Raw genomic sequence first — 14005 nt, 5'->3', positions numbered from 1 at the left:
CGGCACGGTTTAAGCTCTGGATAGAAAGGGAGCAAAGCATATGCAGTCACTCGCCGGCAAGGTGGCCTTTGTGACCGGGGCGGCATCCGGCATCGGGCTGGGCATTGCCGAGGCGCTGGCGCAATCCGGCGTGAAGGTGATGATGGCCGATATCGACGGCGCCGCGGTGGAGCGGGAGGCGGCGCGGCTGGCGGCGACCAATGCCGATGTCAGCTGGATCCGCGCCGATGTCAGCCTGAAGGCTGATCTGCAGGCCGCGGCCGAAGCCACGATCGAACGCTTTGGCAAGGTGCATATCCTCGTCAACAACGCCGGCGTGGGTGGCGGCGGCGGCTATGGCGAATGGACCGACGCGCAGTGGGAATGGGTGCTAGGCGTCAATCTGATGAGCGTGGTGTGGGGGTTCGAGATTTTCGGCCCGCTGATCGAAGCGCACGGCGACGGCGGCCAGATCGTTTCCACCGCATCGATGGCTGGCCTGGTGGCGGCAGTGGCCCCCGGATACAACGCCACCAAATATGGCGTGGTGGCGATTTCGGAAGGGCTGCGCCCGGTGCTGGCGGCGCGCGGCATTGGCGTTTCGGTGCTCTGCCCCGGCTTCATCCGCACCCGGATCATGGAATCGGCCCGCGCCGTGCCGGAACGGCTGGCCGGCGCCATCCCGCCGCCCAGCGACGAGCCCTTGAGCGACTTTGCTGCCATGGCCGCCCAGGCCATCGCCCATGGCATTGATCCGCTCTATGTCGGCGAACTGGTGGTGGAGGCGATCCAGGGCGACTGGCCCTATATCTTCACCGACACCCAGTTCGAAATGGGCGTGGACGCGCGCTTTTCGGCGATCAAGCAGGGGTTTGACCGGGTGCGCGGTCGGGTGCCGCGCCGTTGAATGGACCATCACAGCTAAGAAGGAACAGCAGGCTCCGCGCCATTTGACACTTTTGTCGTTTTCGCCGGGATTCCGGAAAAATACCAAGCAATTTCAGATGCCGGCGCAGGCAATCTGATCGCTGATGATGACAGATTCACCCCGTGTAGGTCAGGCTGTCAGACCCGATTGCGGCAAGATTGAAACCCAAACCCGCTCATGCCGAGCTTGTCGAAGCATGCTCCAAGGGTGGTCGGTGCCTCGACGAGCTCGGCATGAGCGGTTCATTCAAATTGCAATCGAGTCTAGGCCGCTGCGATGGTGGTGCGGTGCAGGCGGCGGGCGTGGCCCTGGTAACCCCCGGTGGCGGCGTGCAGCACGGAGCGATTGTCCCACATCACCAGCATGCCCGGCCGCCATGTGTGGCGATACTGGAACCGCTCCTGCCCCTGCCAGTGATAAAGCTCCATCAGCAGCGGCATCGCCTCGGCCTCGGCCATGCCCTCAAAGCCGATGATATAGCCCAGGCAGCCGAACAGGCCGGGGCGGCCGGTTTCGGGGTGCAGGCGGACGAACGGATGGGTCTGGGTGGCGCGGGCGGTGTCCGACGGGCGGATGTCCATCGATCGGCCCTTGTCCTGCTCGCCATAGAAGCCATCGGGGGCATAGGCACGCTGCGCCGAATGGATGGCCACCAGCCCCTCGACGCGGGCGCGCAGGCTGGCTGGCATCGCGTCCCACGCCATGTGCTGGTTGGCAAACAGCGTGTCGCCGCCCATTGGCGGGATTTCAATGCCATACAGGCAGGTGCCGGCCGGCGGCCGGGCCTGGAAGCTCCAATCCGTGTGCCAGGTTTCGGCAAAGATCGGCGCGGTCTCATCCGCCGCGCGCGCCACGGCGATGATATGGCGGCGGCCAGGGATCGGCGCGATGAACGGATCCTCGCCAAAGCCGCCCATGGCCAGGGTGAAGCGTTCCAGATCATCGTCAGACAGGGCCTGATCCGGAAACACCAGCACATGATGCTGCAGCCAGGCGGCGCGGATGGCGGCGATCTGTTCGGGCGCCAGCGCGGCGGAAAGATCAAGCCCGGTCACCACCGCACCGCAGGCCTGCCCGGTTGGTTCGATGTTCATCGCCTGTCCTCCCCGCACGCGATGGTGGCAGGGCGGCGGGGGAAGGACAAGATGCCGGGCTTATTCCGCCGCCTCGCTGAGCGGCGGCAGGTTGTGGCCCAGCAGGCGGAGCAGTTCGGCGGCGCTTTCGACGATGTTGGTGCCGGGGCCGAAGATGGCGAGCGTGCCGGCCTTGGTCAGGAACTCATAATCCTGCGCCGGGATCACACCGCCGGCGATGACCTTGATGTCGGGGCGGCCGGCGGCCTTCAGCTCGTTGATCAGCGCCGGCACCAGCGTCTTGTGGCCGGCGGCCAGGCTGGAGGCGGCGACGATGTCGACCTCCAGCTGGATGGCCAGCGCCCGGGCTTCCTCCGGCGTCTGGAACAGCGGGCCAACGGTGGCATCAAAGCCCAGATCGGCCAGCGCGGTACCGACCACCTTAGCGCCGCGATCGTGGCCGTCCTGGCCCATCTTCACGATCAGCACGCGGGGTTTGCGGCCCGTGCGGCGCTCGAACGCCTCCACGCCTTCGGCCACGCGCACATAGGCCGGATCGGCCTTGTAGGCATCGGCATAAACGCCCTTCACCATCTTCACGACGGCGGCATGGCGGCCAAACACATCTTCCATCGCGGCCGAAATCTCGCCCAGCGTGCAGCGGGCGCGGGCACATTCGATGGCCAGCGCCAGCAGATTTTCGTTGCCGCGCGCACCCTGGCGCAGCGCCTCCAGCGTCGCCTCCACGCGGGCCGGATCGCGGGCGGCCTTCACCGCCTCGATGCGGGCGATCTGGCTGGCGCGCACGGCGACATTGTCGACATCCAGCACCGGCACCTCGTCGGTGCTCGAGGGCTTGTACTTGTTGACGCCAACAATCACCGTCTCGCCCATGTCGATGCCCGCCTGCTTGGCGGCGGCGGCGGCTTCGATGTTGAGCTTTGGCATGCCGCTTTCCACGGCCTTGGTCATGCCGCCCAGCGCCTCGACCTCGTCGATGATGGCCTGGGCGCCGTCCACCAGCTGCTTGGTCAGCGCCTCGACATAGTAACTGCCGCCGAGCGGATCGACGACCTTGGTGATGCCGGCTTCTTCCTGCAGCACCAATTGCGTGTTGCGGGCGATGCGGGCGGAAAAATCGGTGGGCAGCGCGATGGCCTCATCGAGCGCGTTGGTGTGCAGGCTCTGCGTGCCGCCCATCGCGGCGGCCAGCGCCTCGATCGTGGTGCGGATAACGTTGTTGTAGGGGTCCTGCTCCTGCAGCGAAACACCCGACGTCTGGCAGTGGGTGCGCAGCATCAGGCTGCGCGGGTCCTTGGCGCCGAAATTGGTCATGATCCGCGCCCACAGGGTGCGAGCAGCGCGCAGTTTCGCCACTTCCATGAAGAAGTTCATGCCGATGGCGAAGAAGAAGGACAGCCGCCCGGCAAATTCATCGACATCCAGGCCCTGCTTCTGCGCGGCGCGGACATATTCCATGCCATCGGCCAGCGTGTAGGCCAGTTCCTGCAGCGCCGTCGCCCCGGCTTCGTGCATATGATAGCCGGAAATGGAAATGCTGTTGAATTTCGGCATGTTGCGCGCCGTGTGGGCGATGATGTCGGCCACGATGCGCATCGAGGGTTCGGGCGGATAGATATAGGTGTTGCGGACCATGAACTCCTTCAGAATGTCGTTCTGAATGGTCCCATCGAGCTTGGCCTGCGGCACGCCGGCTTCCTCGGCCGCGACGATGAAGAAGGCGAGGCAGGGGATGACGGCGCCGTTCATCGTCATCGAGACGGACATCTGGTCGAGCGGGATGCCGTCAAACAGGATCTTCATGTCCTCCACCGTGTCGATGGCCACGCCGGCCTTGCCGACATCGCCCGACACGCGCGGATGGTCCGAATCATAGCCGCGGTGGGTGGCGAGATCGAAGGCGACGGAAAGCCCCTTCTGTCCGGCGGCCAGGTTGCGGCGGTAGAAGGCGTTGGATTCTTCGGCCGTGGAAAAACCGGCATATTGGCGCACCGTCCACGGCCGCCCGGCATACATGGAGGCGCGCACCCCGCGCGTGAACGGCGCGAAACCGGGCAGGCCCGGGTCCCAGCCCGCCGTGTCATCCTGGGTGTAGAGCGGCTTGACGGTGAAGCCTTCGGGCGTGTGCCAGTCCAGCGACTGCCCCTTCACTTCCTTGGCGGCCATCGCGGCCCATTGCTCTACCGTCGGCTTGGTCATCGAAATCCCTCCGTCGTGGCTCTCCAAGCCACTTGGGGAGGCCCACGTCAACCAGCGCGACAAATAGGCCGTCTGGCAGGAAGGGCCCCAGCGTGGGGACCGGGGCCCTTCAGGTTCAAGCGGCCAGCAGGCCTTCCTCGGCCATCGCCTGTTGCACAGCAGGGCGCGCGGCGATGCGGGCCTGATAGGCGACCAGCACCGGCCAGGCTGCAAGTTCCACACCGATGAACTTGTGCCAGTTCAAGATGGTGAACAGATAGGCATCGGCGACGGTGAAGCCCTCTCCCGTGAGGAACGGGCGGTCGGCCAGCGCCGCTGCAACGAAATCATAGCCGCGCCTGACATTGGCCAGGGCGATCTCCTGGGTGACCGGCGGATAATCGGCCTTGAAGAGCGGCACATGCGCCTTGTGCAGTTCGGTGGCGATATAGTTCAGCCACTGCTGCACCCGGGCGCGGTCCAGCGTGCCGGCAGGCGGCAACAGACCGGCCTCGGGCCGCTGGTCGGCGATATACTGCACGATGGCGGCGCCCTCGGTGATCGTGTCACCGCTGTCGAGCAGCAGCACCGGCACTGCATCCTGCGGGTTGATCTCCTTCAGCGGACGGCCGGTTTCGGTCGTCTTGGCGGCAAGATCAACGCGGTCGAGCGTGTAGGGCAAGCCGGTTTCGGCGAGCACGATGTGGGGCGACATCGCGCAGGAAGCGGGGCTGTAGAAAAGCTTCATGGGGGACTCCGGGTTGGGGGCGTGGCCGGATTTCAGGTGCCACGCCAGCCAGATGCTGCTATTGGTTACTTCAGGCAAGTAGGTACCCTGAAGTAACCAGTTTCCCCGGAGTGACCATGGCCAGCACCGCCCCAGCGTTGAACCTGCAGAGCTACAGTTCGATGGACTGCCCGGTGCACGGCCTGGTGACCATCCTGAGTGGGCCGTGGACAACCTATATCCTGTGGCTGCTCCGCCAGCGCGGGCCGATGCGGTTCGGGCAATTGAAGAAGCAGATGCCGGCAATTTCCGCCAAGGTATTGACGGAGCGGCTGCGCCTGTTGGAACAGACCGGCATCGTGGACCGGCAGCATGAACCATCGATCCCGCCGAAGGTGACCTACAGCCTGACGCCGCGCGGGCAGGAGTTGCATGGCGCGCTTGACGCGCTGGATGCGCTGGCACTGAAATGGAGCGGGCGCACGGCGTGGGCGTGAGGCTGGCCTACTCCGCCGCCTCGGCCAGCGTTTCCACCTTGGGGCTGGCGGTGGCCGCGATTGCCAGCAGGCGCTTCTCGATGGTCTTCAGGCGGGTGGGATTGTCGATCTTGGCGCCGGTCAGATCGGTCACATAGAAGGTGTCGGTGGCCTTCTCGCCATAGGTGGCGACATGGGCGCTGTGGATGGTCAGCTTTTGCTGGAACAGGCCGTTGGTCAGCGCATAGAGCAAAGCCGGCCGGTCAGAGGCGTTGACCTCGATCACCGTGTAGCGGTTGCTGGCCTTGTTATCGATCAGCACGCGCGGCTCCACGCGGAACAGCTCGGCCTTGCGGCGGGCGAGCGGGCGGGCGGCGAGCTTGTCGGCCAGGCGCACCCGGCCGGTCAGCACATCCTCGATGTTGCGTTTCAGCCGGGCGAGCTGGGACGGTTCGGCAAAGGGCTGGCCCAAGGGATCGAGCACGACGAAATTGTCGAGCGCCATGCCATCGCGGGTGGTGTGGATGCGGGCATCGAAGATGTTGCCGCCGGCCAGCGAAATGGCGCCGGCGATGCGATAGAAGAGGCCGGGGTGATCGGTGGCATAAATGGCCACCAGCGTGGTGCCGCTGGCGGCATCGGGCGTGCAGGCGATGGCGAGCGGCGCCTCCCCGGCGCTGGCCACCAGCGCGGCGTTGGCCACCAGCACCTCATGCGCTTCGGCGATCCAGTAACTGTCGGCAAAGCGGCGGGCATAGGCGGCAAAGCGCGGTTCCGGCCAGGCCAGCGAAGCCTTCAGCGCGGCCTGCTTGGCGGCGATCCGTGTCGCGCGGCCGGTCTGCTTGTGGCCCAGGCGCAGCACCTCCTCGGCGGCTTCATACAGCTCGCGCAGCAGCTGCGCCTTCCAGCCGTTCCACACGCCGGGGCCGACGGCGCGAATGTCCACCACCGTCAGGATCAGCAGCAGGCGCAGCCGCTCCGGGCTGGCGACGGCGGCGGCGAAATCGAGGATCGTCTTGAAATCGCTGAGGTCGCGCTTGAAGGCGGTGCGGCTCATCAGCAGATGATATTCGACCAGCCAGGCCACGGTTTCGGTTTCGGCCGGGGACAGGCCAAAGCGCGGGCACAGCCGCCGCGCCACCTCGGCACCCAGCTGGCTGTGATCGCCGCCGCGCCCCTTGGCGATATCGTGCAGCAGCACCGCCACGTGCAGCACGCGGCGATCGATCAGCTGGTGGATGATCGCAGAGGACAGGCTGTGATCGCCCTTCAGCTCGCCGCGTTCGATGCGCGCCACCAGGCCGATGGCGCGGATCGTGTGCTCGTCCACCGTATAATGGTGGTACATGTCATATTGCATCTGCGCCACGACACGGCCGAAATCGGGCACGAAGCGGCCGAACACGCCAGCCTCGTTCATCCACCTCAGCACGGTTTCGGGATCGCGCGGGGATGTGAGCACCGACAGGAACAGCGCGTTGGCGGTCTTGTCGCGGCGGATGCGGTCATCGATCAGCGCGGCATCGCGGGCGGCGGCGCGCATGGCGAGCGGGTGGATGGTCAGCCCCTCGCTGTCGGCCAGCGCGAACATCTCGATCAGGCGCACCGGGTCTTCGCGGAAAAACTCGTCCGACGGCACACCGATCTGGCCGCGCCGCAAGGTGAAGCCCTTCAGCCGCGACGGCCGGCGGGTGAGCGTGGGCAGCCAGGCCAGCCGCGCGGTCGATTCATCCAGGTGGGCGAGGAACAGCCCGGTCAGATCGCCGACCGATTTCGCCATCAGGAAATAATGGCGCATGAAGCGCTCCACCGCGCTCATGTTCTCGCGGTTGGCATAGCGCAGGCGGATGGCCAGCTCGCGCTGCACATCGAAGGTCAGGCGTTCCTCGGCGCGGCCGGTGATGTGGTGCAGCATGATGCGCACCGACCACAGGAAGCTCTCGGCGCGGCGGAACTGGCGCAGCTCGTCGGCGGTGAGCAGCCCTTTGTCGACGAGGTCGGCCACGCTGTCGACCTGGTGCAGATATTTGCCGATCCAGAACAGCGCGTGCAGGTCGCGCAGGCCGCCCTTGCCCTCTTTCAGATTGGGTTCAACGACATAGCGGCTGTCGCCCATGCGCTGGTGCCGGGCTTCACGCTCGGCCAGTTTTTCGGCGACAAAGGCGCGCGTGGTGCCCTGCACAACCTCGCGGCGGAAGCGGGTGGCGGCTTCGGCATAGAGCGCCTGGTCGCCCCAGACAAAGCGCGCCTCCAGAAAGGCGGTGCAGATCGTCATGTCGGCCTTGGCCATGCGCACCATGTCGTCGAGGCTGCGGGTGGCGTGGCCCAGCTTCAGGCCCAGATCCCACAGCAGATAGAGCAGGGTTTCGATGACCTGCTCGCCCCACGGCGTCTGCTTCCACGGCGTGAGGAACACGATGTCGACATCGGAAAACGGCGCCATCTGGCCGCGGCCGTAACCACCGACGGCCGCCAGCGCCAGCCGTTCGGACTGGGTGGGATTGGCCAGCGGATAGAAACGCTCCACCACGGTGTCGCAGGCGAGGCGCAGGATCTGATCGACCAGGAAGCTTTGTGCGGCGGCATGTTCGAGGCCGCGGCCGGGCTGGCGTTCCAGCCGCTGGGCGATTTCGGCGCGGCCGGCCACCAGCGCGCCGCGCAGCGTGTCGGCCAGATATTGCCGCCGCGCCGGCAACGCATCCAGCCGCGCCATGCCGGCGGCCAGTTCGTCGGCCAGCTGGCGGCGATCGATGATCGCGCGGCGGTTGCTGATGCTGTCGTGCGGGTTCATGCCGCGCGACGATAGAGGGATTTGGCCCGGCTGGCCACCATCAGCCCCACAGCGCTGCTTGCGGGGGATAGACGTCGCTGCCGGCAAAGGTCAGGCCATGCGGCCGGTCGCGGATCAGCAGCGGGCCATCCAGATCGGCATAGCTGCCCTGCATCGCCACCAGGAAGGCGGGCGCGATGGCCAGGCTCGTGCACAGCATGCACCCGGTCATCACCCCCAGGCCGCGGGTGGCTGCGGCATGGCGCAGGGCCAGCGCCTCGGTCAGGCCGCCGGCCTTGTCCAGCTTGATGTTGATGAAGCGGTAACGGCCCACCACGGCATCGAGGCTGGTGCGGTCGTGGCAGCTTTCATCGGCACACAGGGGCACGGCGGCGGTGATGCCGTCCAACTCGGCATCGCGGCCGGCGGGCACCGGCTGTTCGACCAGCTCCACCCCCAGCGGCGCCAGCCGGGCCAGCGTGCGCTCCACATCGGTGCCGCCCCAGGCTTCGTTGGCATCGACGATCAGCCGGGCATCGGGCGCGGCCCGGCGCACGGCAGCCAGCCGCGCGACATCGCCATCGGGCCCATCGGCGCTGCCCAGCTTGATCTTCAACAGCTCCCGGCCGCGTGCGGCGCTGGCGGCGGCGGCCATCGCATCGATATCGCCGACGCTGACGGTATAGGCGGTGAGCATCGGCTGCGGCACCGGCAGGCCCAGCCGCTGCCACACGCGGGTGCCCGTCAGCTTGGCCTCCAGATCCCACAGCGCGCAGTCGGCGGCGTTGCGGGCCGCGCCGGCCGGCAACAGCGCCAGAAGATCAGCACGGCTGGCCCCGGCGGCGATGGCATCGGCAACGCCGTGCAGTGCAGCCAGCACGGCCTCGGCACTGTCGCCCTTGTAATAGATGGCTGTGCCCTCCCCCCGGCCCACGGCGGCGCCGTCGCGGATTTCGGCAACCACCACATCCACATGGGTCTTGGCCCCGCGCGAAATGGTGAAGCTGCCTTCCACGGGAAAGCGTTCGATGCGGGCGTCAAGCTGGCGGGCCATGGCCTGCCCTTGGCGCAGACCGGCCCGGCCCGCAACAGGCTTTGCGCTTGGCCGGCGGCTGGGGCATGCTCGCCCGCATGAGCGAGGATCCGGATGTTGAACTGGATGCCGTGGCCACCGTGTCGCGCATCACCGCCCTGGAAATGCTGGTGCGGCAGATCATGATCGTGCAGCTGCGCATCCTCGACAAGATGGGCGAGATCAAGCTGACGCCGGATTATGTGCAGACGGTGGCACGCGCCTATGCCGAAAAGGTGGATGAAAGCCCGATCATCGAAAGCACCAGCCCGGATGTGAATTACGAATTCAAGCTGAACGTGCTTCACAATCTGGAGCGCTTCTTTGACGATCTGGAGCGGCACGTGAAAGACAACCCGGTGTGAGCGAGCGCTACAGCGCCTTCATCAGCTATAGCCACGCCGACACCCCGGTGGCGCGCTGGCTGCACAAGGCGCTGGAATCCTATCGCCTGCCCCGTGCGCTGGTGGGCACCGATTCGCCCTTTGGGCCGGTACCGGCGCGGCTGCCGCCAGTGTTCCGCGACCGGGACGAACTGCCGGCCAGTGCCGATCTGGGCGGTGAATTGCGCGGCGCCCTCGCTGCCGCCCGCTTCCAGATTGTGCTGTGCAGCCCGCGTTCGGCCAGATCCATGTGGGTGAACGAGGAAATCCTCGCCTTCAAGCGCGCCCATGGCGAGGCCCGCGTGCTGCAGCTGATCATCGAGGGCGAACCTTATGCCGGCGATGAGCGCGAATGCTTCCCGCCGGCGCTGCGCTTCAAGCTGGCCGAAGATGGCAGCCTGTCAGACGTGCCGGCCGAACCCATCGCGGCCGATCTGCGCGACGGCAAGGATGGCAAACGCCTCGCCCTGTTGAAGCTGATTGCCGGCATCACCGGGCTGAAACTGGACCAGTTGGCCCAGCGCGACGCCGCCCGCCGCCAGCGCCAGTTGCTGGCCATCACCGCCGGCTCGCTCAGCATCGCGCTCGTCACCATCGGCCTTGCCATCTATGCCAACATCCAGCGCGCCGAGGCCGTGCGCCAGCAACTGGTGGCCACGCGCAGCCTGGATTTCCTGGTCAACACCTTCGAAATCGCCAACCCGGCCACGGAAAATCCGCGCTCGATCACGGCGCTCACCATCCTGGAACGCGCCAGCAAACGCGCCGCCAGCGAACTGCCGCAGGAACCGCTGGTCAGCGCCCGCCTGCTGGCCACCACCGGCGCCATCTATCTGAATCTGGGCCTGCCCCGGGAAGGGGTGGCCGATCTCGAACGGGCGCTCTCGCGCCTGCCCGCCGACAGCCCGGACCGGGCGCAGGTGCAGCTCAAGCTGGCGGCGGCGGCCATCCGTGCCAACGACACGGCGCGCGCCGCCCGTCTCATTGCCGCAGCCAGCACCGGGGTTTCCGGCAGCGAGAATGCCGAACTGGCAGCCGACATCCTGGAAAAGCGTGGATTGCTCGCCCATGTTGCCGGGAACTATGCCGATGCCGCGCGCCTGCTGGAGGCGGCCGAAGCTGCGTGGCACCGGCTGCCCGGCGATCATCGTGAGCGTCGGGCAGTCATCTTCGGCAACATCGCGCGTGCCCGCATGAAGTTGCGCGACCTGCCGGGCGCGGCTCGGGATTTTGCTGCTGCTGAAGCACTGACCATCGAACTATACGGGCACAACCACCAGAAGACCGCCACGGCAATGCGCAACAGCGCCTATGCCGCATTCGAAGCCGGCAACACCGCAGCCGCCTTACCCCGTGTTATGGCCGCCAATCGAATCTATTCACGTGTATTGGAAGGCAATCATCCTCTTCTGGCGGACAACTTGATCCTGCAGGGCCGCATCCAGATGGCATCGGGCAAAGCAGATACCGCAGTCGCCACGCTTTTGCAGGCCCGTGCAATCTATGCCGCGCTCTTCGGTTCAAGCAATGCCGCGGTTGGCGATGCGGAATTCTATCTGGCCGACGCAACCAGCCAGGGTGGCCAACTCGACGAGGCGCTGACCCATGTCGCCATGGCCAAGCGCATTTACGATGCCGAATATGGCCCGGACGATCCCGATCAAGCCGAACTGCTGCTGTTGAAGGCACGCGTGCTGGCGCGCGGTGGGCACAGCAGCGATGCTGCGGCCAGCTGTCAGGCGGCGCTGGCGCTTCATCGGCGGATCAGGGCGACGCCGGCGGTGCTGGCCGATGCTCGGAGGCAATGTGAGGCGCTGCCGCCCGCCTGAAGGTGCCGGCAGGCAGCGCACTGACGGCAACAGCGCGCCGATCAACGCGTGCTTTTCGTTCGCCCCGCGCCCGCGATAGCGTGCGCTCTGCCAAAAAATTGTTCGGAATATCAGATACGTGAACCATTATTGGTAAGTTTTATTAATACGATCCAACATTCGTAAATTCACGTTGCCAGTTTGCCACGGGGGCGTCATGCTCCTCGAATTGCTTGGGGGAGACGGGAACGTGATTGGATTTTTGAAGCTGCCGATCGCGGGTCGTCCCGTGGTGCTCAAAGGCCTTATCCTGGCCGCTCTTGGATTCACGATGCCCGCACATGCAGCGGTTATCGAAACGTCCACTATGCAGAATTACATCGAGTGGGATCTCAGCGGTCGATATGGTGGATTTGACCGAAAATATGGCAGCATGTTTGGAGGGGCAGGTGATTACGCCTATTCATTCTTCGGGCAGTCGCCAACACAGGTTGCCGGGCTGAGTTTTGAAGTCACGACGAAACTCGACAGTAACGGGAATTTCTATTTTTTGCATAATGCTGTGTGCATTGGCAGCTGTTATCTCAGCATAGACACAGTGGTAAAATTCTCCCTGTACAACGACAGTCCAGATATTGTTGATCTGCGCTATGACTCGCAGATCACACCGGGGCACCTGGCTCGTCAGAATTTCGGCAGTGGCCCAGTGGAAGCAAATTTCAATTTTACGCTTGTCGACGGCACGTTCACCCGTCCGTTCGCGTTTCAGATGACCGGCGAAGCAGCGATCAACAACTTCATCTACCCCACGACTGACCCGACCTATCTGGTGACCTATGGGGACCCCAATTTTGCACTCAACTCGGCCAGAGCCCAGAACAGCGGAGGACCGGAAGTTTTCAATGGGGGCACTGCGCCGAACTGGAACACGCTCGATTGGGGTGCCACAAACATCGCCCTCAACCTGAAGCCGCTCTATGGGTACGAGTCGCGCGATTTCTACTATGTACTGAGCACATTCATCCGCATGGAAAGTCCGTGCACAGATTTTTCCACCTGTGCAGGCTTGCAGGTCGCCTTTGGCGATCCACGCAACGACGGCAGCTCCTCCCAATCCAGCGCATCACGCACGGGTGCGGCGTCGCTTGCCGGCTTGCCGAGTTCGTACAGTCCCGTCGTTGGCGCGAAGTTCGATGCATTCAAGTTCGATACTGAGCTGGCACCGCAAAGCACCCCCGACCTGAGGCCAGACCCTGTCGTTCCGCCGATTGTCTATAGCGGCGTCTTTGTCCCCCCACCTGGCGGCGTTCCGGAACCGGCCAGCTGGCTCATGCTGATCGCCGGTTTTGGACTGGTTGGCATGCGCTTGCGCCATCAAAAGGCTGCGACGGCCTGATCAACTCCGTCACGAGCACCCGTCAATCATTTCGAAGCGATTGGTGGTGCGGCATTGCAGCATGGCGACAACGACCAGATACAGGAGCTTGATCCTTGACACATCGCTTGCGAGCCGGCGCGGCCGGATTGGCACTGTTGCTGGCGGCACCGACCTGGGCAGCGCCAGCCAATGATATCGTCGAGGAATACAGCATGTCGTCGCTGGTGTCGTTTCTGCGGCCAGACTTCAGCTTCACACAGTTCAGCCGAACCGCCGCCGAGCCGCCATATGCCCAACAGTTCACAACGCCGGGGACGCCGGTGGTCCTCAACCTCGATCTAACCACAACCCTGGGGCCGAACGGCAGCTTTCTCTTCCTGCACAATCTCTATGCGCTTGGCGGCGGCCAAGCCTCGATGGAGACGACCCTTGACATCAAGCTAACCAACACCGGCGCCGAAACGGCCTTCCTCCGCTTTGACTCCCTGATCACGCCAGGCCATATCGCCTTTCAGGGTGCCAGCATCTTCCATGCCGTGGAGTTCGGCTTTCGCGTTGAACAATTTGCCACCGGTGCAGTGGATTTCAACACGCCGGTCCTGGCGCAACTGTACAGCGCACGCGGCAGCCTGACGTCTTCAAGTGCCAGAGCTTCGAGCATCCGTACATCCGACAACCAGCCCTTCAACAATTTCACCGAATATCGCAGTCCGGGGCGTGTGGCATTTGACTGGACCAGCACGCCACTAAATCTTGAATTGCTGCCGATTGCCGCCGGGGCGACCCACACAATTCGCTATACCAACAGCACCTCTGTCACCGCCAACGGCGGCGTGTGTTTGACGGAACTGGGTTGCGAAGGTGTTCAGGTCGCCTTTGGTGACCCACGCAATGACGGCAGTTCCGGAACTTTCAGCGCATCTGCCTTCGCAATGTCGGCAGCCGGCGACCAACCGCTGATTGGCCGACGTTTTACGGCCCTGGAAGGCGCCCTTGCGCAGGTTGTGGAGCAAGGCGCACCCTTGCCGGTGATCGATACACCGCCGATTGTGGTCAATTACGCCTGGTTGCCGCCGGTGAACGGCAGCACGGGTGCCATTCCGGAACCGGCCAGCTGGTTGATGCTGATTACCGGCTTCGGGTGCACAGGCGCCGCAGCGCGCCGCCGACGCCGCGCAATGGTTTGACCCTTGCGGGCCCGGCGATAAGCGG

10 protein-coding genes and 1 pseudogene are annotated in these 14005 nt (G+C 64.9%); 6 read left to right on the top strand and 5 right to left on the bottom strand.

Annotation, left to right across the window (positions count from 1 at the left end):
* Positions 1-40 precede the first annotated feature (40 nt).
* Positions 41-886 (top strand): SDR family NAD(P)-dependent oxidoreductase, encoded by an 846-nt coding sequence (locus AC6BOR_RS12515; protein ID WP_498058723.1) that lies wholly within the window; start codon positions 41-43, stop codon positions 884-886.
* A gap of 284 nt (positions 887-1170) precedes the next feature.
* Here the strand turns inward: AC6BOR_RS12515 and AC6BOR_RS12510 are convergent, their stop codons facing one another.
* The 3 genes from AC6BOR_RS12510 to gstA form a co-directional block, all read right to left on the bottom strand.
* Entirely contained in the window at positions 1171-2001 is an 831-nt protein-coding gene (locus AC6BOR_RS12510) for a TauD/TfdA dioxygenase family protein (RefSeq protein WP_498058722.1), read from the bottom strand.
* 60 nt (positions 2002-2061) lie between these two features.
* A complete protein-coding gene (gene scpA / locus AC6BOR_RS12505; protein ID WP_498058721.1) occupies positions 2062-4200 on the bottom strand; it encodes a methylmalonyl-CoA mutase in 2139 nt (712 codons plus the stop codon).
* A 115-nt stretch (positions 4201-4315) separates the two neighbouring features.
* Positions 4316-4927 carry a glutathione transferase GstA gene (gene gstA, locus AC6BOR_RS12500; protein ID WP_498058720.1) on the bottom strand — a complete coding sequence of 204 codons (612 nt, stop codon included), beginning with the start codon at positions 4925-4927 and terminating at the stop codon, positions 4316-4318.
* 116 nt (positions 4928-5043) lie between these two features.
* On the opposite strand from gstA, the gene AC6BOR_RS12495 reads away from it, so the two are divergent.
* Positions 5044-5403: a winged helix-turn-helix transcriptional regulator gene (locus tag AC6BOR_RS12495; RefSeq protein ID WP_498058719.1), complete on the top strand. Its 360-nt coding sequence runs from the start codon at positions 5044-5046 to the stop codon at positions 5401-5403.
* 7 nt (positions 5404-5410) lie between these two features.
* Here the strand turns inward: AC6BOR_RS12495 and AC6BOR_RS12490 are convergent, their stop codons facing one another.
* Together AC6BOR_RS12490 and dgcA are read right to left on the bottom strand one after the other, a co-directional pair.
* A complete protein-coding gene (locus tag AC6BOR_RS12490; protein WP_498058718.1) occupies positions 5411-8173 on the bottom strand; it encodes a [protein-PII] uridylyltransferase in 2763 nt (920 codons plus the stop codon).
* Positions 8174-8213: 40 nt separating this feature from the next.
* On the bottom strand, positions 8214-9206 hold the full coding sequence (dgcA, locus tag AC6BOR_RS12485; protein ID WP_498058717.1) for an N-acetyl-D-Glu racemase DgcA: 993 nt from the start codon (positions 9204-9206) through the stop codon (positions 8214-8216).
* A 77-nt stretch (positions 9207-9283) separates the two neighbouring features.
* On the opposite strand from dgcA, the gene AC6BOR_RS12480 reads away from it, so the two are divergent.
* The 4 genes and pseudogenes from AC6BOR_RS12480 to AC6BOR_RS12465 all read left to right on the top strand — a co-directional run bounded on the left by AC6BOR_RS12480 (position 9284) and on the right by AC6BOR_RS12465 (position 13980).
* The gene (locus AC6BOR_RS12480) at positions 9284-9589 is read left to right on the top strand and encodes a hypothetical protein (RefSeq protein ID WP_144037555.1); all 306 of its coding nucleotides are present in this window, start codon (positions 9284-9286) and stop codon (positions 9587-9589) included.
* Positions 9586-11436, top strand: coding sequence for a toll/interleukin-1 receptor domain-containing protein (locus AC6BOR_RS12475; protein WP_498058716.1), 1851 nt, complete (start codon positions 9586-9588; stop codon positions 11434-11436). The genes AC6BOR_RS12480 and AC6BOR_RS12475 overlap by 4 nt, the downstream gene beginning before the upstream one ends.
* 1261 nt (positions 11437-12697) lie before the next feature.
* A pseudogene (locus AC6BOR_RS12470) lies at positions 12698-12811 on the top strand (PEPxxWA-CTERM sorting domain-containing protein); the annotation flags it as partial.
* A 95-nt stretch (positions 12812-12906) separates the two neighbouring features.
* The gene (locus AC6BOR_RS12465) at positions 12907-13980 is read left to right on the top strand and encodes a PEPxxWA-CTERM sorting domain-containing protein (protein WP_498058715.1); all 1074 of its coding nucleotides are present in this window, start codon (positions 12907-12909) and stop codon (positions 13978-13980) included.
* Positions 13981-14005: the final 25 nt, after the last annotated feature.

The organism is Sandarakinorhabdus sp. FBCC-B8862 (assembly GCF_059745315.1).
Note: the sequence above shows the minus strand (reverse complement) of the source record. Positions and strands in the feature narration are given on the sequence as shown.

What these genes read in the sequence shown, in the direction of transcription:
- AC6BOR_RS12480 (WP_144037555.1), top strand. Translation starts at nt 9,284, where the DNA reads ATGAGCGAGGATCCGGATGTTGAACTGGATGCCGTGGCCACCGTGTCG.
- scpA (WP_498058721.1), bottom strand. Translation starts at nt 4,200, where the DNA reads ATGACCAAGCCGACGGTAGAGCAATGGGCCGCGATGGCCGCCAAGGAA.
- AC6BOR_RS12495 (WP_498058719.1), top strand. Translation starts at nt 5,044, where the DNA reads ATGGCCAGCACCGCCCCAGCGTTGAACCTGCAGAGCTACAGTTCGATG.
- gstA (WP_498058720.1), bottom strand. Translation starts at nt 4,927, where the DNA reads ATGAAGCTTTTCTACAGCCCCGCTTCCTGCGCGATGTCGCCCCACATC.
- AC6BOR_RS12510 (WP_498058722.1), bottom strand. Translation starts at nt 2,001, where the DNA reads ATGAACATCGAACCAACCGGGCAGGCCTGCGGTGCGGTGGTGACCGGG.
- dgcA (WP_498058717.1), bottom strand. Translation starts at nt 9,206, where the DNA reads ATGGCCCGCCAGCTTGACGCCCGCATCGAACGCTTTCCCGTGGAAGGC.
- AC6BOR_RS12515 (WP_498058723.1), top strand. Translation starts at nt 41, where the DNA reads ATGCAGTCACTCGCCGGCAAGGTGGCCTTTGTGACCGGGGCGGCATCC.
- AC6BOR_RS12490 (WP_498058718.1), bottom strand. Translation starts at nt 8,173, where the DNA reads ATGAACCCGCACGACAGCATCAGCAACCGCCGCGCGATCATCGATCGC.